We start from the raw sequence: 25558 nt of genomic DNA on the forward strand, positions 1-25558 counted from the left end.
CGGCGGGCCGGCGACCCGACCGGTCGGCCGGACCGCGGGACGTCGTGCCCCGCACCGAACTCCATAGATCCTATACGATTCGTCAATCACGGCCGGCGACCGACGAGGAGGCCCGGTGCGCATCGCCCTGTTCGTCACCTGCCTCAACGACGCGTTCTTCCCGCGGGTCGGCATCGCCACCGTGACGGTGCTGGAGCGGCTGGGCCACACCGTGACCTTCCCCGCCGGGCAGAGCTGCTGCGGCCAGTTGCACGCCAACACCGGGTACCCGGCCCCGGCCCGTGCCCTGGAGCGGGACACCGAGGCGGTGTTCGCCGGCCACGACGTCGTGGTCTCCCCGTCCGGCTCCTGCGTGGCCCACCTGCGGGCGCACACCGGGCTGCCGGTGTACGAGCTGTCCGAGCTGCTGGTGGACGTGCTCGCGGTGACCGACGTGGGGGCGCGCTTCCCGTACCGGGTCACCTACCATCCGACCTGCCACGGGCTGCGGATGCTGCGGCTGGGCGACCGGCCGCTGCGGCTGCTCGGCGCGGTGCGCGACCTGGAGCTGCGGGACCTGCCCGAGCCGGAGCAGTGCTGCGGCTTCGGCGGCACCTTCGCCCTGAAGAACCCCGCCGTCTCCGGCGCGATGCTCGCCGACAAGTGCGCCCACGCGCTGGCCACCGGCGCCGACTACCTGGCCGCCGCCGACAGCTCCTGCCTGGCCCACATCGGGGGCGGTCTGGCCCGCCGGCCCGCCGCGCCGCGCCCCGTCCACTACGCCGAGATCCTCGCCGCCACCGGGCCGACCGGGTGACGCCCGGTGAGCAGCCGGCGGTGGGCCGGCAGCTGCCCATCGTGGCGGTCACCGCCTTCCCCCGGGCGGCGGCCGGCGCGCTGCGCGACGCCCAGCTGCGGACGAACCTGGGCCGCGCCACCCGCACCATCCGGGAGAAACGGGCCGCGGTGGTGGCCGAGGTGCCCGACTGGGAACAGCTGCGCGACCGGGCGGCCCGGGTCAAGGACGACGTGCTCGACCGGCTGCCCGAGCTGGTGGACCGGTTCGCGCGGGCGGCCACCGCCGCCGGGGCGACCGTGCACCACGCGGCGGACGCCGCTGCCGCCAACGCGGTGGTCACGGAGCTGGTCCGGGCGCAGGGCGTCGACCGGGTGGTGAAGGTCAAGTCGATGGCGACCCAGGAGATCGGCCTCAACGAGGCGCTCGCGGCGGCCGGGGTGACGGCCGTGGAGACCGACCTGGCCGAGCTGATCGTGCAACTGGCCGACGACACCCCGTCGCACATCCTGGTACCGGCGATCCACTACAACCGGCGGCAGATCCGCGAACTGTTCGCCCGCCGGATGCCCGGCTTCACCGCCGACTCGGACGACCCCCCGGTGCTCGCCGCCGCCGCCCGGGAGTACCTGCGGCGTACCTTCCTGGCGGCCCGGGTCGCGGTCTGCGGGGCCAACTTCGCGGTGGCCGAGACCGGCTCGCTGGTGGTCGTGGAGTCCGAGGGCAACGGCCGGATGTGCCTGACCCTGCCGGACACCCTGATCGCCGTGGTCGGGGTGGAGAAGCTGCTGCCCCGCTTCGCCGACCTCGGCGACTTCCTGCGCCTGCTGCCGCGCTCGTCGACCGGTGAACGGATGAACCCGTACACGTCGATCGTCACCGGGGTGACCCCCGGTGACGGGCCGCGTCGGCTGCACGTCGTGCTGCTCGACAACGGCCGCCACCGGGTGGCGGCGGACCCGGTGGGCCGGGCGGCGCTGCGCTGCATCCGATGCTCGGCCTGCCTGAACGTGTGCCCGGTCTACGAGCGGGTGGGCGGCCACGCCTACGGTTCGGTCTATCCCGGCCCGATCGGGGCGATCCTGTCGCCCCAGCTCACCGGGCAGGACGCCGGCCGCAACTCCACCCTGCCGTACGCCTCGACGCTCTGCGGGGCCTGCTACGACGTCTGTCCTGTCAAGATCGACATTCCGGCGATCCTGGTCCACCTGCGCCAGGCGGGGCCGAAACCGCCGGCCGAACGCGCGGCGATGGCGGTGCTGGCCTGGACGATGCGCGACCGTCGCCGGTGGCGGGCGGCGCTGCGGACGGCCCGCTCCGGCGGTCGGCCGCTGCGGGTGCTGGCCCGGCGGCACGGCGGCCGGCTGCGCCGGGCACCCTGGCCGCTGTCGGCGTGGACGGCACACCGCGACGCCCCACTGCCGGCCGACGAGTCCTTCCGCGACTGGTGGAGCCGCACCCGTGACGCCTGACCTGTCCGCCCTCTTCGTCGCCCGGGCCGGGGACTACCGCGCCGGCGTGCACCGGTGCGCCCCGGCGGAACTGCCCGACCTGCTCGCCGGCCTGCTCGCCGGGGCCTGCGGGGTGGTGCTGCCGGCCGGCGTCCCGGCGGACTGGACCGTCGGGCTGGGTCCGCCCGTGCTCTCCGGCGACACCCTCACCGCGGCCGAGCTGGACGCCCCGGGGCTGGCCGTGCTCACCGGTTGCGCGCTCGCCGTCGCCGAAACCGGCACCCTGGTGCTCGACGGGGGCGCGGCGCAGGGCCGGCGGCTGCTGACCCTGCTCCCCGACCACCACGTCTGCGTGGTGCGCGCCGAACAGATCGTGGCCGACGTTCCCGACCTGATCCGGGCGCTGCCCGACCCCACCCGTCCCGTCACGATGATCTCCGGACCCTCCGCGACCAGCGACATCGAGCTGAACCGGGTGGAGGGTGTGCACGGTCCCCGCCGCCTGGACATCGTCTGTCTCCCGCCGCCCGGGTAGCCGGGCCGTACCCGGTCCGGTCGGCGAGCACGGCCCGGCTACCCTCGCCGCCGTGGACGCTGTGGAGATCGAAGCACCCGTGGTCGCGGTCACCGTCTATCCGGACCGGGCCCGGGTCACCCGCCGGGGTGTCACCCGGCTGGCCGCCGGGGAGCACCGGATCCGGATCGCGCCCCTGCCGGTACGCCTGCGGCGGGACTCGCTGCGGGTCGCCGGCGGCGGCGCGGCCACCGTCCTCGGCGTGGAGGTGAGCACCTGGCGGCAGCCGCGCAGCACCGACGGGCAGGTCGAGGCGCTGGCGCGGCGGGTGCGGGAGCTGACCGACGAGCTGGCCGAGGTCGACGACGACGCCGAGGTCGAGACGCAGCGGCGGCAGTTCCTCACCCGGCTGGCCGACCGGGCCGGCGGCACGTACGCCCGCACGCTGGCCACCGGCGACGCCGGCCCGGGCGACGTGACCGGCTTCGCCGACTCGGTGGCCGCCCAGCTCGCCGAGTCGCACCGCCGCCGACGCGGGCTGGCCAGGCGGCGCACCGGGCTGACCGAGGAGCTGGCGGCCGTCGAGCGGGAGCTGGCCGCGGCGGGGGGCAAGCGGGAACCGGACCGGCTGGCCGCCGAGGTGACGGTGGCGGTGGACGCCGACGACACCGACCTGGACCTGGAGCTGAGCTACCTGGTCGACGGGGCACGCTGGCAGTCCTCCTACGACCTGCGACTGGTCGGGGAGAGCATGACGGCCACCTGGTTCGGCCTGGTCACCCAGGACACCGGCGAGGACTGGCCGGAGTGCGTGCTCCGGCTCTCCACCGCCCGTCCGGCGGCGGCGGCCGGCGTACCCGAGTTGTCGCCCTGGTATCTCGACCGGCTCCGGCCGGCGCCGGTGGCGCTGGCGGCGGCGAGCTTCGGCGCACCGCCACCGCCCGCGCCCGCCGCGGCCCCGGCCGGCGGCGGTGGCGCGGCCCGTTCCGCCGCGCCGCGCCCGGTGGTCCGCCAGAGCGTGGCCGAGGTCGCCCAGGGGGTCACCGCGGCGACCTACCGGCCGGCCCGCCCGGTGGCGGTGCCCGCCGACGGCAGCGCCTACCGGGCCGTCATCGCGGTGCTGGACCTGCCGGTCCGCCTCGACCACGTGACCGTGCCGGTCCTGGCGGCCGAGGCGCACCTGCGGGCGACGGTCCGCAACACCTCGGCACACACCCTGCTGCCCGGCCCGGCGGCGGTGTTCCACGACGCCGACTTCGTCGCCGCCACCCGACTGCCGACCTGGGCGCCCGGCGAGGAGACCGAGCTGGCCCTCGGGGTGGACGACCGGGTCCGGGTGGAACGCGAGCTGACCCGCCGGGCCGACACCCGGGCCACCCTCGGCTCCACCCGGCGACGGGACGCGGAGTACCGGATCAGCGTGGCCAACCACACCCCCCGACCGGTCACGGTGGAGGTCCGCGACCAGCTCCCGGTCTCCCGCGACGAGGCGGTGGTGGTCCGGGAGTCCGCCGTCGTCCCGCCGCCGGACGAGCGCACCGACCTGGGCGAGCTGACCTGGCGGCTGCGGCTCGGCCCGGGGGAGGGCGGCGACATCACCCTCGGGTTCCGGGTCGAACTCGGCAAGGGCGTCGAGCTGGCCGGCTGGCGGGAGTGACCGCCGCTCACCCGGCGGCGGTCACCGCCAGGGTGCCGACCGACGGGTGGGCACGCCCCTCGGTGTCGTCGATCGCCACGGCGAGCCCACCGGTGGCCTCCGGCCCCGCGGGGGTGACCACCCGCAGGTCCGGGCCGCCGTCGACCCGGGCCACCGTCGCGCCGTCGCGCACGGTGACGGTGACCCGGTGGGTGGCCGCCGGGTCGAGCGCCGCCTCGGCGACCACCCGGCCGTCGCGGAGCAGCGCCACCCGGCCGTACGTGACCCGCACCGAGACCGTGGCGTCGCCGTCCACCCCGACCAGCAGGGTGACCGTGCCGCCGTCGGCCCGCAGACCACGCAGCGTCGCGTCGACCGTGTAGCCGGTCCAGTCCGCGCTGGCATAGGCGAGCAGGGTGCCGTAGGCGCGGCGCGGACTGTTGGCGGTGAACCGGCCGGCGGTCAGCGGGGACAGCTCGGTCATCGGCTCGCCGTGCTGGTCACGCCAGTCCCAGGGGCGGGCGAACGGGTCGGACACCACGGCGGGCACGGCCGTCCGCTCGACGACCGCGCTGACCAGTTCGGCGGCCCCGGTCGTGGCGTACACCTCGGCCCGCTCGACCTGGCCGCCGGCCGCCGACCGGCGGCTGCTCGGCTCCGGGGCGAGCGACTTGTTGGTCAGTGCCCCGACGAACCGCGCGGCGATCAGGTCGCGGCTGAACGCGGCGGCCTCCGGGTCGGTCGTCGCGTCGCCGATCTCGGAGAACGGGTACGCGAACAGCCGCGGACGGGGCAGCCCGTGGTCGGTGAACGCGGCGAACATCGCGTCGAAGTCGGCGGTCAACCGCTGCCGGTAGTCGGCCAGGCTCTCCTGCGCGCCGGTCGCCGGCTCCCACCGCCGGTGGGTCAGCGGGGAACCGAGCCGCCCCGGCGCGGTCCGTACCCGGGTGTGCAGGTCATGGGTGTGCGCCTGGAAGTCCCACCGGCCGGATCGGCTCATCCGGTCGATCTCCGCCCAGCTCAGGTAGTACGGCCGGTGGGTGTCCACCTGCCCGGTGATCAGGTAGGAGGCGGCCACCATGCGGTGCCGTTTGAGGATCGGGTCGGCGTACGACCAGAGACCCCGGGTGCCGTCGTCGAAGGTCAGGTAGACCGAGCGGGCCGGCACCGTGCCACCCCGCAGGTAGTCGACGTACTGGGCCGAGGAGATCGTCCGGTAGCCGGCGGCCCGCAATGCGGTGAGCTGGGCGTCGAACGCCTCCGGGGTGACCACGTAGTGCTCCCGACCGCCCGGTGCGGTCTGCGCCGGATCGTCGCCGTGCGGCCGGATGTCGTGGTAGGCCACCACCACCGGCGCGGCCCGCTCCGGCAGCCGTCCGGCCGTCTCGGCGAAGCGGCGCAGGTCGGCGGGGTCGACCCGGGTGACCGGGGTGTCGTGCTGCCCGCTGACGTGGCGGCGCAGGTCGTCGAGGTACCAGGACACCCCGAAGGGTGCCGCCACCACCAGCAGGGTGACCAGCGACAGCAGCCCGCCGAGCGCGCGGGGCCAGAGCCGGCTCACCGGAGCACCCCGCCCCGGCTGAACACCACCGCGTAGAGCAGCACCAGCACCGCCACCCCGGCCAGGGTGAGCGTCACCCGGGTCAGCCGGGTGAGCAGCCGGCGGCCGGCGTTCACACCGTGCTCCGGGACCACACACCACGGCGGATCGTCCCCACCGACCAGGGCAGCAACCAGGACAGCACGGTCGCGGAGAGCACGCTCATCAACGGCCGGTACGCCCACCGCGGGTCACCCGGGTTGTCCAACCGGTAGGCCAGCCCCCAGGCGGTGCCCTTGAGCAGCACCCCGCACAGGTAGAGCAGCGGAACCGCCCACCAGCCGCGCAGCGGCGCCCACACCAGGTGGGAGAAGGCCATCGCCGGGGCCAGCGCCACCCACAGGGCGTGTCCGTAGTAGAGCGCGGCCGGGCCGGCACCCCGCCGCCACATGAACGTGCCGGTGAAGAAGAGGTTCCGCACGTAGCTCTTCTTCCAGCGGGTCTGCTGCCGCAGGAACGGCCGCAACCGGGCCGGCACCGTGGTCCACACCCGGGCCGACCGCACGTAGCCGACCCGCCAGGCGCGTGCCGGATGGTCCTCGTCGCGGACGAACGGCGAGTCGGCGAAGCGCCGCTTGAGCCGGTCGCCGATCCAGCGCTGCCCCAGCACGTAGCCGGTGAGCTGCCGGTCGGTGGCGAAGCGGAACTCACCGCCGAGGAACCGGTCGGCCGCCCAGGCGGGCAGGTAGTTGAGCACCGCCTCCCGGCGGAACACCGCCAGCGGCCCGGAGACGCAGGTGACCGTCCCGAACGAGGCCTCGGCCGCCTTGGAGACCCGGAACTGGCCCTCGTACCAGACGTCCTGCACCCGGCTGAGCAGTGACTCGTCCGGGTTGAGCGCGCGGGCGTGACCGCTGACCGCGCCGAGGTCCGGTTGCCGCAGCAGGGCCTCGACGCAGCGGCCCAGCGCGTCCGGGGCGAGCACGCAGTCGGAGTCGGTGAAGGCGAGCACGTCGCCGGTGGCGTGCCGGGCGGCGTGCACCAGAGCCCGCTTCTTGCCCACGTTGCGGGGCAGGTGCAGCACGGTGACCGGGAGTTCGGCGGCCAGCCGGTCGAGCACCTCGGCGGTGCCGTCGGTGGAGCCGTCGTCGACCACGATCACCTGCAACGGCCGGTGGTCGCTGGCGGTCATCGAGCGGACGCACGCCTCGATGCCGTCCACCTCGTCCTTGACCGCCACCAGCAGGCTGACCCGTGGGGTCGGCGGCAGCGGCGGAAAGGTGGCGGTGTGCCGGGGCTGGGCCGGTGCCTCGCTCGGGTCCACGTACCGGGCGTAGGCCAGGTAGAACACGGCGACGGTGGCGGTGAGCACGGCGAAGCCGTAGAACGCCAGCAGCGGGGCGTACGGCAGCTGGGGCAGTTGCCGGGCCAGCAGGACGATCAGCGGGAGCAGCGCGAGCACGGTGAGTAGCCGTCGCAGGCCGCGCCGCACGGGGGCGGTCACCGGCATCTCAGACGACCTCCCGCCGGGGCAGCCCGGCCAGCCGGTAGGTGGCGTCGAGCACCATCGGCTGCCCGCTCAGCCACGCCTCGTCCAGGCCGGCCTGGCGGGTGTGCACGACCACCAGGTCCCACTCCCGGTCGGCCGGGTCGGCGACCCGGTGCAGGATGCCGCCGTCGGGGGTGCGGACCGTGTCGACCAGGTCGTCGACGAAACCGACCTCCGCGCCGGCCCGGACCAGCTCACCGATGATCTCCAGGGCCGGTGACTCCCGGACGTCGGCGACCCCCGGCTTGTACGTCACCCCGGCGACCAGCACCCGGGCGCCGAGCAGGGGACGACCCGCCCCGGCGAGCAGCTCCCGGATCCGGTCGACCACCCGGCGGGGGCGGGCGGCGATCCCGCGCATCGCGGTCTCGATCAGGGGAGCCTCGCGGCGCTGCCCGCGGACCTGCCAGAGCAGGTAGTGCGGGTCGCAGGGGATGCAGTGCCCGCCCACCCCGGGGCCGGGCTGGAAGGCCATGAACCCGTACGGCTTGGTGTCCGCCCCGTCGATCACCTCGGTGACGTCCAGGTGCAGGTCCCGGCAGAGGTCGGCGAACTCGTTGGCCAGGGCGATGTTGACCGCCCGGAAGGTGTTCTCCAGCAGCTTCGTCATCTCGGCGGCCTCGGGTGAGCCGAGCCGGTGCACCAGGGGGGTGATCCGGGCCAGCGCGGCGGCGGCCCGCGCGGTGCAGTCCGGGGTGGTGCCCCCGACGACCCGGGGGGTGAGTTCCTGGCGGTGCCGGTCGTTGCCGGGGTCGACCCGCTCCGGCGCGAAGGCCACCCACACCTCCTGCCCCACCCGCAGGCCCCGGGCGGCCAGCGGGGCGACCAGCAGTTCGCGGGTGGTGCCGACATAGCTGGTGGAGGTGAGCACGATGGTCTGGCCGGGGCGGGCATGGGCGACCACCGCCGCGCAGGCGGCCCGCAGCGCGGTGAGGTCCGGGGCGAGGTGCCGGTCCACCGGCGTCGGCACGCAGATCAGCACCGTGTCGGCGTCGGCGATCTCGCTGATCGCGGTGGTGAGGCGCAGGGCGGGGTCGGCGGCCCGGAGCGTCTCGCGCAGCCGTTCCTGGTCGGCGTCGAGCAGGTCGGCCCGACCGGCCCGGATGTCGTCGAGCCGGGTCGCGGCGATGTCCACGCCGATCACCCGGGATCCGCTGGCGACCAGGGCCAGGCTGGTCGGCAGGCCCACGTACCCGAGGCCCACCACGGCGGTGCGCGTCCCGGTCTCGGCGACGACGGCGGGGGCGGCGGCCGGATCCGGGGCGGCCGTCGGAACACCGACGACGACCGGGACGTCGGACCGGGCGGCGGGCAGCAGCTGCGACATGGTCGGAACCCTCACGGACGGTGAACGGGGATGTCCCAAGAGTGCCGATCCGGCGATCCGGTGGCTGTCCGTCGAACAGTCGTCCGGCAGCGGAAAGGCTACGGTCGGTGACTGTCCGTTCGGTCAGTTTTCCACCGGCGAAACGCCCGTCGGCGCCGTCTCGGCAGCAAAGCGGCGATCTCGGCCGGTCCCGGCGGCCACACCGGTCCCTGCCGTCCCACCGTTCCCGCGGTCCGGGGCGGAGTAAGAATCATCACTGGCGGTGAGCTGGTCGGCCGGGGTTTGATCCCCCTCCGCCGCTCCGGCTCGACAGCCGGCTCCGGATCGTCGGGGCGGGTGCCTCGGCAGGTGGACCGGTTGTGGGGGAAGCGGTTCCCGGCCGTCGGCGGCGGCCGTCGGCGGTGCCCGGGGAGGGCCGCCCTCCGTCGGGCCTCACTGACAGTGAGGAATCCTGCCGGTCCAGGGCCGGCGGCCGCAGGTCGGGACGGCGGACGGTTTTGTCGTCCGGGTGGGCTAGCCTCCGGTGTCTTGATCCACCGAGGAGGGGATGTCCACATGGGATGGTCGGCGGTGCCGGGTGGCTACCAGGTCGCTCTCCGTGACGGTGATGTCGTGGCGCGGAACGCCAAGGGTCGGGAACTCCGCTCCGTACCGGCGTCCTTACGCGACGATCCGACCGTGCTCGGGCTGCGTCAGCTCACCGAGTGGCTGACCCGGCACGAGGCCCAGTGCCGCACGGACATCGAACGCTGGATGGTGCGCTCGCTGCCGGTGCCGGTGTCGGTGCTGACCGAGGTGTGGCCGGACGAGGCGTGGCGCACCGCGCTGACCGACCTCGTCGTCGCGGTGCTCGACGACGACGGCCACCGGGATCCGGACGGGGTGGGTCTGCTCCGCGACGCGGGCGACGGCCAGGTCGGGCTGGTCGACCTCGACGGCGACACCGTCCGGCGGACCGCCCGACGGATCGTCATCCCCCACCCGGTCACCCTCGACGACCTCGACGACCTGCGGGAGTTCGCCGCCGAACTCCAGGTCCGCCAGTCCGTCGACCAGCTCTTCCGGCAGACCTGGGTCCGGGGACCGGACGTCGACCCGACGGCCACCCGGTGCGGCGAGTACTCCGGCGGCCGGTACGACCAGCTCCGCCACCTGACGGCCCGCGCGACGAAGCTCGGCTACCCGGTGCGCGGCGGCAACGCGGTGTGCCGGATCGTCGAGGACGGCCGCACCGTCGAGGCCCGGTCGTGGGTCGGCGCCGATGACCCGTACTTCGAGACCGAGACCGGTGACCTCGTCTTCACCGACCGGCACGGCACCGCCCTGCCGCTGGGCGCGGTCGGCCCGGTGGCCTGGTCGGAAGGAACCCGGATGGCCGCCGCGCTGTACGCCGGCCGGGTCGTGGCAGCACAAGAGGAGGATGGCCAGTGAGCGCCGACACGATGGACCTGCTGGAGGCGGGAGCGGTGCTGCCCGCCGGCACGGTGGTGGCCAAGGACGACACCGCCGCCACCCTGACCGCCCGCCGCTACGACCACCCGGCCCTCGCCGGCCGGACGGTGGTCCGGCTGGTCATCGACACCCTGGGCGAGGCCGAGGACCTGTCCATGGAGTTCCTGGGCTTCGCCCGGCCGGACCGGGTGACCCCGGTCGGCGTGGTCCGCCAGCAGGCGCTCGGCTTCCCGGCGTGGGCGCTGGTCCACGACCCGGCCAACGGGCACCACGCCCTGGCCCTGGTCAAGGAGATCGAGCGGCTGGCCCGGACGGCGAAGTCCCGGATCGGCCCGGCGAAGGACGGCTTCAACGCCCTCGGCGAGCGGCTCGCCCGCTCGGTGCCGCACTTCCTGCCGACGTTCTACGAGGAGGCCGGGCGGGCGTTCCTCGCCGCCGACAGCGTGACGTACGCGGCGAGCATGTTCGGCAAGGCCCGGGACGCCGAACGCGCCTATGGGCTCACCATCGACGAGGACCGCCAGCACGCCGTCTTCCTCGAGTTCGCGCTGGCCGGGGCGCTGACCGCGAAGGCGCTCTCCGGCCACGCCCGGGACCTGGCGACCCGACGCGCACCGGCCGACGCGTACGCGATGTTCCTGCGGCTGTGCGTGGAACGCACGCTGGGCGGCCTGCCCCCGTACGCGGCGATGCACACCGACCTGCGCCGGCTGGCCCGCGCCGCCGGCCTCGACCCGGCCGCCGAGGACGAGCGGGTGCTCGGCGAACTGCTGGCCGCACCGGCGCTCAACCGCGCGCCGGAGGCGTTCTGGAACGCCTACCGGGCACCGCTGGCCCGGCTCGCCGCCACCGACCCCGCCCTGCGCGGCCGGTTGCTCGGGCTGACCCCGCAGCACTGCGGCGACGACGTCTGGCTGGGCGTGCTGGAGGACGCCGGCGCCACCCTGGCGCTGACCGGGCCGGCGGACGGCGTACCCGCCGAGGCCGCCGCGCCGGACGGACCGGCCGGCTGGCTGAGCCGCTTCGACGCGCACCGGGAGCGCCGCTCGTGGCACGTCCGCAAGCGACACCCCGGGCTGCTGGCGCTGGTCGCACGGATGGCGGGGCGGCTGAAGGCCGACGGGGTGCCGGTCGTGCTCTGCCGCTCCCACGACACCGTGGACCTCGACCTGCTCGACACCTGCCTGGCCCTGGGGGTGCCCGTCGCGGATCCGGGCGACAGTGTCCGGCACCGGCTGGACTCGTGGCTGGCCGACGAGACCGACGGGCGGCGCGATCTGGTCGCCGTCGCCGCCGACCGGCGTTTCCTGGCGATCCTGGTCGAGGGGGTCGAGCGGCGGCTGAGCTCCGGCTCGCGCGACCGGCACGACCCGACGCCACGGGTGACGGAGATCGTCGCGGTGCCCGGCCTGCGGACCGCCCTGCGGCGCTGGCTGGACACCCTCGCCGACGGTGTCGGACGGCAGGGGTTGCCCACCCTCGACCACCACCTCGACCGGGTCGGCACCGTCGCCTGCCCGACCGGTTTCGCCGTCAACCCCGAGGCGGTACGCCGGATCGTCGACCACGACCTCGGCCCGGTCCTCGGCCGCACGCTGCGCTCCGGCCTGCTCGACGAGTACGGCTGGCCGGCCCTGGACACCGCCACCGGACGGCTCGCCGAGTCCACGGTGGACGTGCAGCTCACCGGGCAGTGGCCGTACCTGCTGCTGGTCACCGGCGACCTGGTCTCGGTGGCCGGGCCGGACGGGGTGGAACACGAGCACCTGATGCGGATCCCGGCCGGGGAGAACCGCTACCGCTGGCGGCTGGTCCTGCGGTACGTCGACGGGCAACTGCTGGTCTGCTGGGACCGGGGCCGCGACCGGGCCGCCTACTGGAGCGGCACCCCGGACGACGTCTTCACCCTCGCCGACGACGCCTTCACCACGTACCCCCGGCTGTCGCTGCCGCTGCCCGGCGGGGGGCGCACCCTGGGGCGGCGTCCGCTGCGGGTCGGTGACCGGGCCGAGCGGACCGGCGGCCGGGTGGTCAGCGACGGCGACACCTACTGGGTACGGGCCGCCGACCACCCGCTGGGCTGGCGCGAGTACGACCCGGCGACGGGGGAGCCGGGCCGGTTCTCCCGGCCGACGTTCTTCGAGGACGGCACGGTCGACGGGCGACCCCTGGACGCCGAGGCGTCCTGGCTGCGCCCCGTCGTGTCGTCCGACAGCCCGCTGGGCCGCGCGGACGGGCTGGCCGGCTGGCGGGTCCGGCGCGGCGCGGACGGCGGTTGGGCCGGCGAGGCGGTCGACGGTCGCTCCTTCGCCCTGCCGGCGGGCGCGGCTCCCGGCGGGAAGCTGGCGGCGGCGGTGCGGTTCCCCGGCGCGGACACCACCTTCGGGGTGCTGCACCACGGTCGGGGCTCCGGTGGTGAGCTGCTGGTCTGCGCTGAGGACGGCTTCCTGCTCGGCCGCTACCAGCTCGGCGCCGAGCGGTCGGCCTTCGCCGCCGGCACCCGGCTGGTGCCGCCCCTGGAGTACTGGCACTTCCTGCGGCCCCGCGACGAGGCCGGTTCGGCGGCGCTGCGGGACGTCACCGACGCGCAGGCCGGCGCGTTGCTCGCCGAGGCGGCCGGTCTCGACGCCGGCCAGGTGCCCGCCCTGGTCGGCCGGCACCTTCCGCAGCTCACCGCGCCCGCCCTCGTCGCCGGGGTCGCCGGGCTCGTCACCCGGGCCGCCGAGCAGGTGACGCGCCTGCGGACGCTGGCCGCCGTGCTCGACGGCGAACAGGCCACCGCGCTGCCGGCGCAGGAGCCGGCCCCGGCCGGGGCGCCGGCGGTCGACCGGCTGCTCTCCGAGGGGCTCGCCGGGCTGATCCAGTACTGCTACAGCGCGGAGGACAGCTCGCTGCGGCTGATCTCCCGGGCGGGGGCCGCACTCACCGGCACCGACCCGACGCCGGACGCCCGGGGTCGACTGGACGGTGACCTCGACTGGTTCGACCTGCTGGGGGTGCTGCCGGCCGCGATGTACCGGGCGGTGGCCCCGATCTGCCTGTCCGAGGTACGCGAGGCGCTGCTGACCCTGCTGGAGGTGTGCGCCCGCTCCGGGCTCCTCGCCGCGGGCAGCCGGCTGCGCCGGCTCACCCTGGTCGCCGACAGCGGCACGCCCGTCGACCAGGTCCGGGGACAGGTGCTGACCGGGGGCGGCCGGCGGTCGCTGGTGCTCGCCGTCGACACCGACGACCGGGAGGTCGACGTGCTCGACTGGGCGCCGACGGGGCAGTTCTCGGCGGTGCCGGGTTTCCGGATCACCGAGGAGGAGATCCTGCCGACCGGAGACGTCACGCCGCAGCGGCTCGACGAGTTCGTCCGGCTCGTCCGGGCCAACGGGCCGCTGGAGTGGCACCCCGAGTGGGCACGCAGCCTGTCCGAGGCGGCGGGCATGAGCCACGCCGAGGCGGTGCTGCTGCTGGCGGGCCTGCCCCGGCTGGTGTGGGAGAAGACCCCGGCCGAGCTGCGGGCCATCCTGGAGTTGCCCGACGCGGCGACCGCCGCCGCGGCGGCCCGGTTCTGGGGCACCGGCGGTCGCGGTCGCCAGGCCTTCGCCGGGCTGCTCGGGCGGCTGCTGCCGGAGGACCCGGCGACGCTGTGGGTCGACGGCCCCCGGCAGGATCTGATCGTCGAGGAGTGGATCCGGCGGCACGGGCGACGTCGACCCGTCTCCGACGCGTTGATCGTTCAGCTCGACCGGGCCGAGGTGACCAGCCCGCTGCCGGCCTCGACGGTGGTCCACTGGGTGGCCAACGCGGCCACCTGCCCCTGGCCGGCCGGTCCCGACTCCGGTGTGGACGACGACGACGCGCTGATCGCGCTGACCAGGACCCTGCCCTGGCTGGCCTACCACCTGGCCGTCGACGACCCGGTCCGCTCGGCGTTGCCGGTGGCCGCCCGCCTGGCCCGGCAGCGGCTGGCCGATCCCGGGTTCACCGTCGCGGTCGGCCATCTCGACGGCAACAAGCTCCCGGCGTTCACCGCCGCGTTCGGCCTTCCGGTGACGACCGGCCCGGCGGGCACCGAGGTCGGCCCGGTGCTGGTTCCGCCGACGGCCCGCTGGCACCAGGTCCGGTTGTATCCGTCCCGGCTGTCCGGGATGGACGACCCGGCGCTGGCCGTGCTGCGGGCCCGCCTCGACCAGGTCAACGAGCCGTTGCTGGCGGCGCTGCGCGCTCTGCTCGGTGACCAGCTCAGCGCGGTGGTGTCGCACGTCGTCCCGGCGATGGACGACGGCTTCGCGCAGGACCCGACCCGGTCCGACCCCGAACTGGTCGCGACGGTCGCCTCGACGCTCGGGCTGGGCGCCGACGCCGCGGCGCTCTACCTGCAACTGCTCGCCCTGCCCGACCCGACCGACCGCAACGTCGCCCGGTGGACCGGCTGGAAGCCGGCCCGGCTCAAGGCGGCCCGCGCCGAGTTGGCCGCGACCGGGCACGTCGTCGTGGCGAAGCGGCCCCGGGCCGGCCGGTCGCTGTTCCTGCCCGGCGGCTGGCTGGCGTTGAAGGCACCGCTGCTGCCCCTGGAACGGTGGAAGCTCCCGCTGCTGATCGGGGGTGAGGGCGGCGTGACCGCGCTGGGCATCGTCTCCCCGGTGGCCCCTGCGCCCCGGCTGTTCGCGCTCGCCTGGGCACGGCTGGGCGACGGCGACGCACCCCGCTTCGACGATCTTGTTACGGAAGGACGCCGATGACCACCGCGACCGGCCCGGCGGCCCGCCAGGTCCAGCCGGCCGAGCACGCCCATGCCACCGAGCTGGCGTTCCTCGCCGCGTACGACGACGGACCCCGTCCGCCGGGCTGGCGGCTGACCCCCCGGGCGGTCGTCACCTTCATCGTCGGCAGCGCCGGTGCCCCGCTGGAACTGCCCCGGCAGGCCCGCCGCGACGACCTGCCCCGCACGCTGACCGTCACCGCGAAGTTCGTCGGGGAACGGGCGCTTGTCGAACGCTGCGTCGTCACCCTCGCCGGGGAACGTGGCCTGCTGCTCGTCGGCGAACCGGGCACCGCGAAGTCGATGCTGTCGGAGCTGCTGTCCGCCGCGATCTGCGGCAGCAGCGAACTGGTCGTGCAGGGCACCGCCGGCACCACCGAGGACCAGCTCCGCTACGGCTGGAACTACGCGCTGCTGCTTGCGCACGGGCCGAGCGCCGCCGCGCTGGTGCCGTCGCCGATCCTGTCCGCGATGCGCACCGGTGCGGTGGCCCGGGTGGAGGAGATCACCCGCTGCCTGCCGGAGGTCCAGGACGCGCTGGTGTCCATCCTGTCCGACCGGCGGATCGCGGTGCCCGAGCTGTCCGGCACCGCCGAGGCCACCGTGCCGGCCGCCCCCGGTTTCACGCTGATCGCGACCGCCAACCTGCGCGACCGGGGGGTGTCGGAGATGTCGGCGGCGCTCAAGCGCCGGTTCAACTTCGAGACGGTCGGCCCGATCGGCGACCTCGCCCAGGAGGTCGCCCTGGTGCAGCGGCAGGCCCGCGCCACGCTGGACCGGGTGCACGCTCCGTTCGCGGTCGACGACGCCGTGTTGGAGGCCCTGGTCACCGCGTTCCGGGACCTACGGGCGGGACGGTCGGTCGAGGGCTGGGAGGTGGAGCGGCCCTCCACGGTGATGAGCACCGCCGAGGCGGTGGCGGTCGCGTCGTCGCTGGCGCTGGCGGCCGCCTACTTCCCGGGTGACCGGGACGTGCTGTCGCTGCTGCCGGGGCACCTGCTCGGGGTGGTCCGCAAGGACGACCCCGCCGACGGGGCCAAGCTGCTCGGCTACTGGGACGGCGCGGTCCGGCGTCGGGCCGAGGACGGCGCGCGGCTGTGGCGGCGACTCTGGGAACTGCGCGATGTCCTCGCCGACTGACCCGTCACCGTCGGCCGGGGTGGGGCTGGTCGATCCCGCGGTCGCGGTCACCGCGTTGGCCGGGCACCGCCGGCCGTACCTGATCGGGGTACGGCACCACTCGCCCGCGCTGGCGGTGGCCCTGCCCCGGCTGCTGGACGGTTTCCGCCCCGAGGTGCTGCTCCTCGAACTCCCGCCGGAGCTGGGCGAGTGGCTGCCGTGGCTCGCCGACCCGGCCACCGCCGCCCCGGTGGCGCTGGCCGGGGTCCTCGGCGACGGCGGGGGACCGGCGTTCTATCCGTTCGCCGACTTCTCCCCGGAGCTGGTCGCGGTGCGTTGGGCCGCCCGCAACGGCGTGCCGGTCGTCCCGTGTGACCTGCCGCTGGCCGATCCGACCTGGCGGGAGCGCGAGCCGGGCGGTGCCCCGCCGCCGGGCCGGTCGTTCGCCGACGCGCTGCGGGCGGCCGGCACCGGCCGTACCGACGACGACCTGTGGGACCGGTCGGTCGAGGCCCGTGCCCCCGGCGCGGACCCGGAGGCGGTACGCCGGGCGGCGCTCGCGGTCGGCTGGGCGTTGCGTGCCGACGCCGAGCGGGGGCCGGGGGCGTCCCCCCTGGACCTGCGGCGGGAGGCGTGGATGCGGCGGTGCCTGGCCGAGGCGGGGCGGGGCCGGGTCGCCGCCCTGGTCGGCGCGTTCCACGCCCCGGCGCTGCTGACCGGCGTATCGACCCCGCCACCGGCCGGCCCGTCCGGTGCGTCGTCGGTGGTGACCTCGCTGGTGCCGTACACGTTCGGGCTGCTGGACGCCCGGTCGGGCTACCCGGCGGGCATCCGCGATCCGCAGTGGCAGCAGTCGGTCCTCGCCGCCGACGGTGACCCCGCGTCCGTCGAGTCGGCGACGACCGACGCCGTGGTGGCCGTCTGCGCGGCGATCCGCCGGGCCGGTCACCCGGCCGGTCCGGGCGAGGCCCGGGAGGCGGTCCGGCTCGCGCTCGACCTGGCCCGGCTGCGCGGCCTGCCGGCACCGGGCCGGGGTGAACTGGTCGAGGCGATCCAGAGCGTGCTCGCCCACGGCGAGGTCCTGGGCCGGGGCCGGGCGGTGGCCCGGGCGATGGAACAGGTGCTGGTCGGGGACCGGCGGGGTGTGTTGGCCCCCGGCACCCCCCGCTCCGGACTGGCCCCGGCGGTGCGGGAGCTGCTGACCGGGTTGCGCCTGCCCGGGGCCGGTGACCCGGCCAGGGAACTGCGGCTGGACCCGCTCCGGTCCGCCCTGGACCGGCGGCGGGAGATCGCGCTGCACCGGCTCGCGGTGTGCGGCGTCGACTACGCCACGCCGGCCGGCGGCGTGGGGGTGGGCGGGGTGGACCCGGTCACCAGCCGCTGGCGGGTGCAGTGGTCCCCCCGGACCGAGGCGACGATCGAGGTGGCCGGGCTGCGCGGGGTGACCCTGGGGCAGGCCACCGAGGGTGCCCTGGTGGAGCGGCGACGGCGGGAACGGGCCGACGGGGGGCCGACCGTCGCCGCCATGATCACCGGGCTGGCGGACGCCGCGCGGTGCGACCTGACCGGGTTGGCCGCGCGCCGGCTCGCCGAGCTGTCGGTGACCGCCCCGGCGGAGGGCAGCCTCGGTGAGCTGGTCGCCGCGTTGGCGCTGCTCGACCGGCTGCGCCTCGGCCACCTGCCCGGTGGGTCCGGGATGTCGCCGGGTGAGCTGGGACGGGCCGTCGAGGCGCTGGAGAGCGCGGCGATCCGGCAGGTCGACGGGCTGGCCGGCGCGGAGGACGTGGCCAGTGCCGAGGCGGTGGCCACGCTCGCCCAGCGGGCCGACGCCGCCGGGGCGGGGCTGCGCCTGGCCGACTGTCTGGCCCGGCTCGCCGCCGGGGGCACCCCGCTGATGGCCGCCGCCGGGGCAGCGGTCCAGGTCCTGCTCGGCCTGCGGGAACCGGCCTCCTTCGGACGGCTCGTCGCGTCCTGGTGGGACACCGCGACCACGCCCACCGGGCGGCAGCAGCTCCAGGGGCGGCTGACCGGACTGCTGGTCGTCGCCGAACCGCTGCTGCGGGCCAGCGGTGCGGTGCTGGACGGGTTTCTCGACCGGATCGAGACGGTGCCCGACGAGGAGTTCCTCGCCCGGCTACCGGCGCTGCGCGCCGGCTTCCACGTGGTCAGCCCGGCGGGCCGGGACCGGCTGCTCGAGGTGGTCCGGGAACGGCTCGACGAGACCGGCGAGGCGGCCGACGTCGGGGTGCTCGATGATCCGGACGCCCTGCTGGTCCGGCTGCGCGCCGACCGGGCCGGTCGGGAGGCGCTGCTGCGGGAGGGCCTGCCGGCCACCGCTGCGGTGGTGCCGTCACCGGAGCCGCCGGCGGTCGCCGCCGGGGCGCGGCCGGCGTCCCGGCGGACGGCCGCCGGGGCGCTCTCGACGGTGGACCGGTGGCGGCTCGTGCTCGGCCGGGAATCCACCCGGGTCGGGCCGCGCGCCCGCCGCTACGCCACCGCGCTCGACGAACTGTACGGCGCTGGCCGGGGCGAAGGGGCCGGTGCCGAGGCGGCCGGTCGGGCCGGTCGGGAGGCGTCGTTTCCCGGCGTACGGGAGTGGTCGGAGGAACTGTCCGTCCTGTTCGGTCCCGGGGTGCGCGAGGAGGTGTTGGCGCGGGCCGTCGAGGCGGGCCGGCTGGACGCGGTCGCCGAACTCGACCCGGCAGCGGTGCGCCCGTCCGTCGAGTTGCTCCGGGACGTGCTCACCCTCGCGGGCGGACTGCCGGAGTCCACGGTGGCGCGGCTGCGACCGCTGGTCGCCCGCCTGGTGGCGGAGCTGACCAGGCAGTTGGCCGCCCGGCTGCGCCCGGCGCTGAGCGGGTTGACCACCCCCCGTCCCACCCCCCGGCCGGGCGGACCGCTGGACCTGCCCCGCACGCTGCGGGCCAACCTGGCCACGATCCGCCGCGACGCGCAGGGGCGGGTCGTGCTGGTGCCGGACCGGCCGGTGTTCCGGACCCGGGCCCGTCGGGGGGTGGACTGGCGGCTGGTGCTCGTCGTCGACGTCTCCGGTTCGATGGAGGAGTCGGTGATCTGGTCGGCGCTGACCGCCAGCGTGCTGGCCGGCGTCCCGGCGCTCAGCACCCACTTCGTCGCCTTCTCCACCGAGGTCGTCGACCTCTCCGACCGGGTGGACGACCCGCTGGCCCTGCTGCTGGAGGTCAGCGTGGGCGGTGGCACCCACATCGCGGCCGGGTTGCGGTACGCCCGGTCGTTGGTCACCGTGCCGCAGCGGACGATGGTGGTCGTGATCAGCGACTTCGAGGAGGGCTTCCCGATGGGGGGACTGCTGGCGGAGACCCGGGCGTTGGTCGAGGCGGGCTGCCAGGTGCTGGGTTGCGCCAGCCTGGACGACGCCGGTCGGCCCCGCTACTCGGTGTCGGCGGCGGGCCAGCTGGTGGCGGCGGGGATGCCGGTCGCCGCGTTGAGCCCGCTGGAGCTGGCCCGGTGGGTCGGCGAGCAGGTGCGCCGATGACCGCTCTTCCGGCGGTGACCGCGCCGGTGCTGGCCGAGGCGTTGGACGCGCTGCCGGCGAGGCTGCGCCGGAAGGTGGACGACGCGGTCGTCCGCGCCCGTGGCTGGCCGGTCACCGGCACGGCCGACGGGGTGAGCGTCCGGGTCGACGAGTCGACGACGGTGACCCTGGTGGCGGTCGACGGGGTGGTGCGCGGCGCCGCCGACGCCCGGTGCAGTTGCCTGCTCGCGCCGAACTGCCTGCACCGGATGGCGGTGCTCGCCCTGGCCCCGGTGGACGACGCGGTCCCGGCCGGGCCGCCGACGTCACCCGACGAGCCGGCCACCGACGGGCCGGCCACCGACCGACCCGGCGGCGCGGCCACCGACCGGCAGGTCGAGCCGGCGTCCGGCCGTCCGGTCGACCCGGTGGCCGGTCCGGTGCCCGGCGTGCCGGCCGCCGCCGCCCCGCCCGCCGGTGCGGCGGCGGTGGCCGGTGGCACCACGGCTGCGGTGGCGGCCGGTGCGGCGTCGGACGGCGGGCTCACCGACCGTCAGCGGGTCGCCGCCGAGGGGCTGTGGCGGGTGGCGGTGGAGGTGCTGTCGGCGGGGGTGGTCGGCTGCGGGGTGGTGCTGCGGACCGCCCTGTTGCGGGCCGTGCACGAGGCCAGGGCCAACGGTCTGTACCGTGCCGCCGCGTCCGGCACCCGGGTCGCGGCGGGACTGCGGGCCGCCCGGGAGGCCGAGCCGCACCACCGGCTCGCCGAGCTGACCGACGATCTGCGCGAGCTGCTGGCGGTGTCACGTCGGCTGCGCGGGGCCGCGCCCCCGGCCGGTGACCTGGGGCCGTTGCTGGGGGTCGCCCGACGGGCCTACGACCCGCAGGCCGGCCTGCGACTGTACGGGCTCTGCACGGTGCCGGTGGTGACGGATTCCGGGTACGCCGGCGTGGTCACCTATCTGGCGGACCGCACCGGTCGGCTGTGGACGGTCGCCGATCTCGCCCCGGGGGACGCGGGACGGGCCGTCGGCGCGGGCGACGCGACGGTGGCGGTGGGCGAGTCGGGGCTCAGCCACCGGCAGCTCACCCGGGCCGGACTGGTGGTGTCCGGTGGCACCGCGTCGGAGTCGGGGCAGCTCGGGGCCGGCCGGGCGGTACGTGCGGTGCGGGCCACCGGTGCCGGTTGGGCCGACGAACCGCTGGCCGGGTTGTGGACGCAGCCCCTGCCCGAGCAGGTGCGGCGGGCCTTCGACGCGGTGACCCTGCCGGTGCCGGAGCGTCCGGCCGGGGCGGACCTGCTCTTCCTGACCGTGCGGGTGCTGGGCGGTCACCAGCACGCCGTCCTCGTCGAGACCGGCGACGGGACGGTGCTGACGCTGACCGCCGCCGACGAGCACGCCGTCCTGCCGTACCGGGACAACCTGCGGCTGCTGGCCGGCGCGGTGGGGGCGGAGCTGCGGCTGGTGGGTCGGCTCGATCCGACCCGGCGGGCGACGGTCCAGGCGCTCTCGGTGGGGTCGACCTCCACCGACGGGCCGGGGTTCGACCTGCCGGAGAGCTGGGCGGGGCACGCCGACCTCGGCTACGACCGGCTGCACTCCAGCCAGCTCAGGGCGGGCGACCCGGGGACGGTGGGCGGTGGGTCCGCCGGCCTCGCCGGGTCCGCGTCGCGTCCGCGTGTCGGTGATCCCGCGGCGGAGCTGTTGCGGCGGCAGGTGGAGCGGGTCGTCTCGGGCGGTCGGGCGGTCCAGGCGCTGGCCGACCCGGTGGCGCGGCGCGTGCGGCTGGCCCGGCTGGATCTCGGCGCGCAACTGCTCACGACGATGGGCGACGCCGCACGGGCCCGTCCCCGGGACGCCTTCGGGCGGCTCACCGACGACGACGGGCAGGCGTTCGCGCAGTCCTGGCTGGCGCTGGCGGTCTACGAGGCGGCGGCGTCGCGGGCACTGGCCGAGGCCTCCTGGCTGCCCTGACCGGCCGCGGCCGACCGGCGACGGGGGGCGTACGAGGCCGACCGGCGTCGAGGTGGCGTCGCGGCCGGCCGGGTGGTCGGGGCGTTCGCGGTGGACCGGTGGTGGGGGCGTCGCGGAAGACCGCTCCGCGACGCCCCGACCGGTCAGGCCGGGCTACCGGTGACCGAGCTTCCGGACTTCGTGATGCGGTACGTGATCTGCGTGCCGCTCCAGAAGTGGAAGGTCAGGGTGACCGGGCCGTCGTTGACCTCGGCGAAGAACTCGGGCTTCAGCAGGATCGTGTTGGCGCTGTAGTCCGGTTGGAAGTGCGTCCAGAACTCCTTGTAGGAGGTCCAGTTGGCCGGACCGGCACCGCTGCCGTCGGCGTACTTGGCCTCCATGGTGGCGAGCTGGTCACCACGGAACTGGGTGGGGATGGCGAACGAGGCGGTGGTGCCGGTGGCCGCCGACTGGGTGGGCTTGTCGGCGGAGATGATGCTGATCTGCCACGGCACGCCCTGCGAGAAGCGGGCCTCGATGGTGGCGTTGACCCCCGGGGAGCGGTTGCCGGCCAGGCGGGTCAGCGCCGACGCCGTGAGGGTGAGGGTGGTGCCGGAGACGGTGTAGTCGGTGCCGTTGACCAGGTTGGTGCTGCCCTGCCGCAGACCCTGGAACGAGGTGCCGTTGAGGTTCAGGGTGAGTGACCTGGCGGTGATGGTGCCGGTGCGGGGCAGGTAGACCTGATCCGTGGATGCGGTGGCCGAGCGGGTGGTCCAGCTCGCCTTCATCAGGTCGAAGATGCCCTGGTCCCGCCATTGCAGGGTGTTGCGGTTGAGGAAGGATCCGGCGTCCCAGAGCATCGTGGTGAGGTTGCGCAGCCGGGCGTGGTAGCCGACGGCCTCGAAGAACTTCAGCAGTTCGCCGCGTTCGATGATGCCGGGCCGGGTGTAGTCGTAGCTGAGCAGCGCCCACTCACCGATGATCACGGGGATGCCCCGGGCGACGAACGAGGTACGGGCGCGGTCGAAGGTGCCGACGAGGTCCTGTTCGACGTTGCTGTCGTAGCGGGTGCCGCCGGCGATGTTCACGCTGAATGGCCAGTACCCGTAGAAGTGGATGGTCGCCGCGATGTTGGGGTCGCGGAGCTGGCTGATCGTGGTGTTGAGCGCGTCCATCCGGGCCTGCTCGCCGCTGGTGTGCAGGGTGGGCAGCACCAGCAGCCGGGTGGCGTTGGTCCCGCCGGACTGGCGGACCAGGCGGACGAACGCCAGGTGGAGTTCGCGCAGCACCTCGTCGCTCTGGGCGTCGTCGGAGGTGCCGTTGAACTGCGGCTCGTTGATGTTCTCGAACACCAGCTTGGCCGAGTGGTCGCGGAAGGTGGTGGCGAGCTGGGTCCACAGCGCCGTGTACCGGTTCAGCACGGTGGTGCGGTCACCCGGGTACGCATTGATCCACTGCCAGGAGTCGTGGTGCAGGTTGATCATCACGTAGAAGCCCTCGGCCAGCGACCAGTCGACCACCTGGCGCACCCGGTTCAACCAGACCGGGTCGATGGTGTACGCCGGAGCCGGTCCGGTGTGGTCGGTCCAGGTCACCGGAATCCGGATGCTGCGGTAGCCCTGCGAGCGCACCTGGCGCAGCAGCGTCTGGGTGGTCAGCGGATTGCCCCACGCCGTCTCGTCGGGGATGGCATCGAGGGTATTGCCCAGGTTCCAGCCGGGCTGCATCGCGGCCACTGTGGCCATCGCGTCGCCCCCGGGGGACGGCGACGGGGACGGGGAGGTGGTCGGGGTCGGCGACGGGGGAGCGGTGGTGGCGGTCGGTGTCGGGGTGCCACCCACGTCGCCGGTGCAGGTGACACCGTTGAGGGAGAACGAGGTCGGTGCCGGGTTGCTGCCCGACCACGATCCGTTGAAGCCGAACGAGACCGTGCCGTTGGTGGCGATCGACGCGTTGTAGCTCAGGTTCTTGGCGGTGGCCTGGTCGCCGGTGGCGGCGACGGTCGCGTTCCAGGCCTGGGTGACCCGCTGGCCGGCCGGGAAGGTCCAGGCCAGGGTCCACCCGGCGAGCGGGTCGCCGAGGTTGGTGATCTTGACGTCGGCGGTGAAGCCGCCCTGCCACTGCGAGGGCACGGCGTACGTCACCCGGCAGCCGGCGGCGGCCTGCGCGTTGCCGGCGACCATCAGGCCCGCCAGCAGCAGCGCGGCGAGCGTGCCGGCGAGCAGGCCGGCCCGCTGTCGCATTCTTCGGATGTTGTGCGAAGTCATCAGGGAACTCCTCGCCATGGTGGTGCCGGTGGGTGGGGGTCGTCGCACGTCTCACCGACCGGGCCGCCCTGGCGGGTGCGGCGCCGACTGATCAGGTCGGGCCACCGCCGCGCTGTCGGTGCAGCCCGGACGGGCTGCGCGGACGGGTGCGGACGGTTGGCGGCCCGGTCGGGGACGTGGCGGGTGCGGACGCTGCCCAGGGCGTCCGCGATGCGGGGCGAGGCTCCGGCTTGGAAACGATCGGGGTTTAGACCCGGAAAGTTTCCGTCGCCGACCCTACAAGTTTCGGTCGACCAGCGTCAATGGAGGTGCTTCTCGCCGTCGGGTCACCTCCGCTGGTGTCGATCCAGCGCTGATCCTGGCGTGGCTGACGGGATTCTCAGCGGCGATGCCCGGCCGGCATCGACATGGTGTCGGAAAATTTCCGGGATCCGCGGCGTTCGGCCGGGACCGGAGCCGGCGGCGGCCGGGGTTATCCTGGGATTCCTGAACGGTGCCGGCGGCCCGGTCGCGTGGCGGAGCCGGCGCGGCCGTCGGCCGCCGCCACAGTGGAGGAGGCCGGGTTGAGGCACGTCGACACGGGCAAGCCGGGTGGTGACCTGGCCTCGCTCGCCGACCCCAGCAGGCCGGTGACGATCGCGGCGATCGCCGCGTCGGCCGGCGTGTCGATTCCCACCGTGTCGAAGGTGATCAACGGCCGGTCCGGCGTCGCCGCGGACACCCGGGCGAGGGTCGAGGCCGCCATCAACCACCACGGCTACCGCAGGACCGCACCGGTCACCCGCAGCAACATGATGGAGCTGGTCTTCGACCGGATCGCGGACATGTGGGGCCTGGAGATCATCCGGGGCGTCGAGCGGGCGGCCCGGCAACAACGGGTCGGCGTCGTGCTGACGGAGTTTGGGCCGCAGCGCAACGCGATCCGGTACTGGATCGAGGACACCCTCGCCCGCCGGCCGGACTGCCTGGTCATGGTGGCCCAACTGGATACCGAGCAGCGCCAACAGCTCCGCGCCCGGGGCATCCCGGTCGTGGTCTTCGACCCCACCGTCGAGCTGCCCGAGGACGTGCCGTTCGTCGGCGCGACGAACTGGGCCGGCGGTCGTTCGGCCACCCGGCACCTGATCGAGCTCGGCCACCGGCGGATCGCGATGATCGGCGGCCCCGAACACGTCCTGTGCTGCCGCGCCCGGCTGGACGGGCACCGGTCCGCCCTCGACGCGGCCGGTCTGCCGGTGGAGTCCGATCTGGTCGTGCACACCGGCCTCAACCACGCCGACGGCCGGGCGGCGGCGCTGGGCCTGCTGCGCCGCCCGGACCCTCCGACGGCGATCTTCGCCTGCAACGACCTCCAGGCCCTCGGGGTCTACCAGGCGGCCCGCGAGGTGGGACTGCGGATTCCCACCGACCTCAGCGTGGTGGGCTTCGACGATCTGCCGATGGCCACCCTGGTGGATCCCGCGCTGACCACCGTGCACCAGCCGTTGATGGAGATGGCGTCCACCGCCACCGAGCTGGCCCTCGCCCTCGGGCGGGGGGAACGCACCAGCCAGGTCCGCCTGGAGCTGGCGACCACCCTCACCGTCCGGGAGAGCACCGCGCCGCCGGCGCGGTGACGGGGCGGGCCGCGCACCGGCCCACCCGCCGTACCCCCGCGCGACCGGTGGGTCGCCGCACCGTGGCGCGACCGGTGGGTCGCTGCATCACTGCGCGACCGGTGGGTCGCCGAGCCC

General features: G+C 75.3%; 14 protein-coding genes. 10 read left to right on the forward strand and 4 right to left on the reverse strand.

Annotated features, from left to right (window positions below):
- Window positions 1-115: 115 nt before the first annotated feature.
- Genes O7612_RS12965 through O7612_RS12980 form a run of 4 tightly spaced genes read left to right on the forward strand, consistent with a single transcriptional unit; the run spans window position 116 to window position 4397 of the window.
- A complete protein-coding gene (locus O7612_RS12965) occupies window positions 116-796 on the forward strand; it encodes a (Fe-S)-binding protein (RefSeq protein WP_282273447.1) in 681 nt (226 codons plus the stop codon).
- 20 nt (window positions 797-816) lie between these two features.
- Entirely contained in the window at window positions 817-2247 is a 1431-nt protein-coding gene (locus tag O7612_RS12970) for a lactate utilization protein B (protein ID WP_282273449.1), read from the forward strand.
- Entirely contained in the window at window positions 2237-2761 is a 525-nt protein-coding gene (locus tag O7612_RS12975) for an LUD domain-containing protein (RefSeq protein ID WP_282273451.1), read from the forward strand. The genes O7612_RS12970 and O7612_RS12975 overlap by 11 nt, the downstream gene beginning before the upstream one ends.
- 52 nt (window positions 2762-2813) lie before the next feature.
- Window positions 2814-4397 (forward strand): DUF4139 domain-containing protein, encoded by a 1584-nt coding sequence (locus O7612_RS12980; RefSeq protein ID WP_282273453.1) that lies wholly within the window; start codon window positions 2814-2816, stop codon window positions 4395-4397.
- A gap of 7 nt (window positions 4398-4404) precedes the next feature.
- Here O7612_RS12980 and O7612_RS12985 read toward each other — a convergent pair whose 3' ends face one another.
- The 3 genes from O7612_RS12985 to O7612_RS12995 form a co-directional block, all read right to left on the reverse strand.
- Window positions 4405-5937 carry a polysaccharide deacetylase family protein gene (locus tag O7612_RS12985; RefSeq protein ID WP_282273454.1) on the reverse strand — a complete coding sequence of 511 codons (1533 nt, stop codon included), beginning with the start codon at window positions 5935-5937 and terminating at the stop codon, window positions 4405-4407.
- 112 nt (window positions 5938-6049) lie between these two features.
- Entirely contained in the window at window positions 6050-7426 is a 1377-nt protein-coding gene (locus O7612_RS12990) for a glycosyltransferase (RefSeq protein WP_282273456.1), read from the reverse strand.
- 1 nt (window position 7427) lies between these two features.
- On the reverse strand, window positions 7428-8792 hold the full coding sequence (locus O7612_RS12995; RefSeq protein ID WP_282273458.1) for a nucleotide sugar dehydrogenase: 1365 nt from the start codon (window positions 8790-8792) through the stop codon (window positions 7428-7430).
- Window positions 8793-9347: 555 nt separating this feature from the next.
- On the opposite strand from O7612_RS12995, the gene O7612_RS13000 reads away from it, so the two are divergent.
- The 5 genes from O7612_RS13000 to O7612_RS13020 are packed head-to-tail and all read left to right on the forward strand — an operon-like array spanning window position 9348 to window position 21579.
- Entirely contained in the window at window positions 9348-10223 is an 876-nt protein-coding gene (locus O7612_RS13000; protein WP_282273460.1) for a DUF4132 domain-containing protein, read from the forward strand.
- Window positions 10220-14974: a hypothetical protein gene (locus O7612_RS13005; RefSeq protein ID WP_282273462.1), complete on the forward strand. Its 4755-nt coding sequence runs from the start codon at window positions 10220-10222 to the stop codon at window positions 14972-14974. Before O7612_RS13000 ends, O7612_RS13005 begins: the two co-directional genes overlap by 4 nt.
- Complete coding sequence (locus O7612_RS13010) at window positions 14971-16134, forward strand: AAA family ATPase (RefSeq protein ID WP_282273464.1); 1164 nt, start codon at window positions 14971-14973, stop codon at window positions 16132-16134. Before O7612_RS13005 ends, O7612_RS13010 begins: the two co-directional genes overlap by 4 nt.
- Window positions 16118-19627 carry a DUF5682 family protein gene (locus O7612_RS13015; protein WP_282273465.1) on the forward strand — a complete coding sequence of 1170 codons (3510 nt, stop codon included), beginning with the start codon at window positions 16118-16120 and terminating at the stop codon, window positions 19625-19627. Before O7612_RS13010 ends, O7612_RS13015 begins: the two co-directional genes overlap by 17 nt.
- Window positions 19624-21579, forward strand: a complete 1956-nt coding sequence (locus O7612_RS13020) for a hypothetical protein (RefSeq protein ID WP_282273467.1) — start codon at window positions 19624-19626, stop codon at window positions 21577-21579. Before O7612_RS13015 ends, O7612_RS13020 begins: the two co-directional genes overlap by 4 nt.
- 143 nt (window positions 21580-21722) lie before the next feature.
- On the opposite strand, the gene O7612_RS13025 is transcribed toward O7612_RS13020, so the two are convergent.
- Entirely contained in the window at window positions 21723-23801 is a 2079-nt protein-coding gene (locus O7612_RS13025; RefSeq protein ID WP_282273469.1) for a cellulase family glycosylhydrolase, read from the reverse strand.
- Window positions 23802-24388: 587 nt separating this feature from the next.
- Between O7612_RS13025 and O7612_RS13030 the strand changes: the two genes are divergently transcribed.
- Window positions 24389-25441, forward strand: coding sequence for a LacI family DNA-binding transcriptional regulator (locus O7612_RS13030; RefSeq protein WP_282273471.1), 1053 nt, complete (start codon window positions 24389-24391; stop codon window positions 25439-25441).
- Window positions 25442-25558 lie beyond the last annotated feature (117 nt).

It is taken from the genome of Micromonospora sp. WMMD987 (genome assembly GCF_029581435.1).
In the GTDB taxonomy this organism is placed as follows: domain Bacteria; phylum Actinomycetota; class Actinomycetes; order Mycobacteriales; family Micromonosporaceae; genus Micromonospora; species Micromonospora rifamycinica.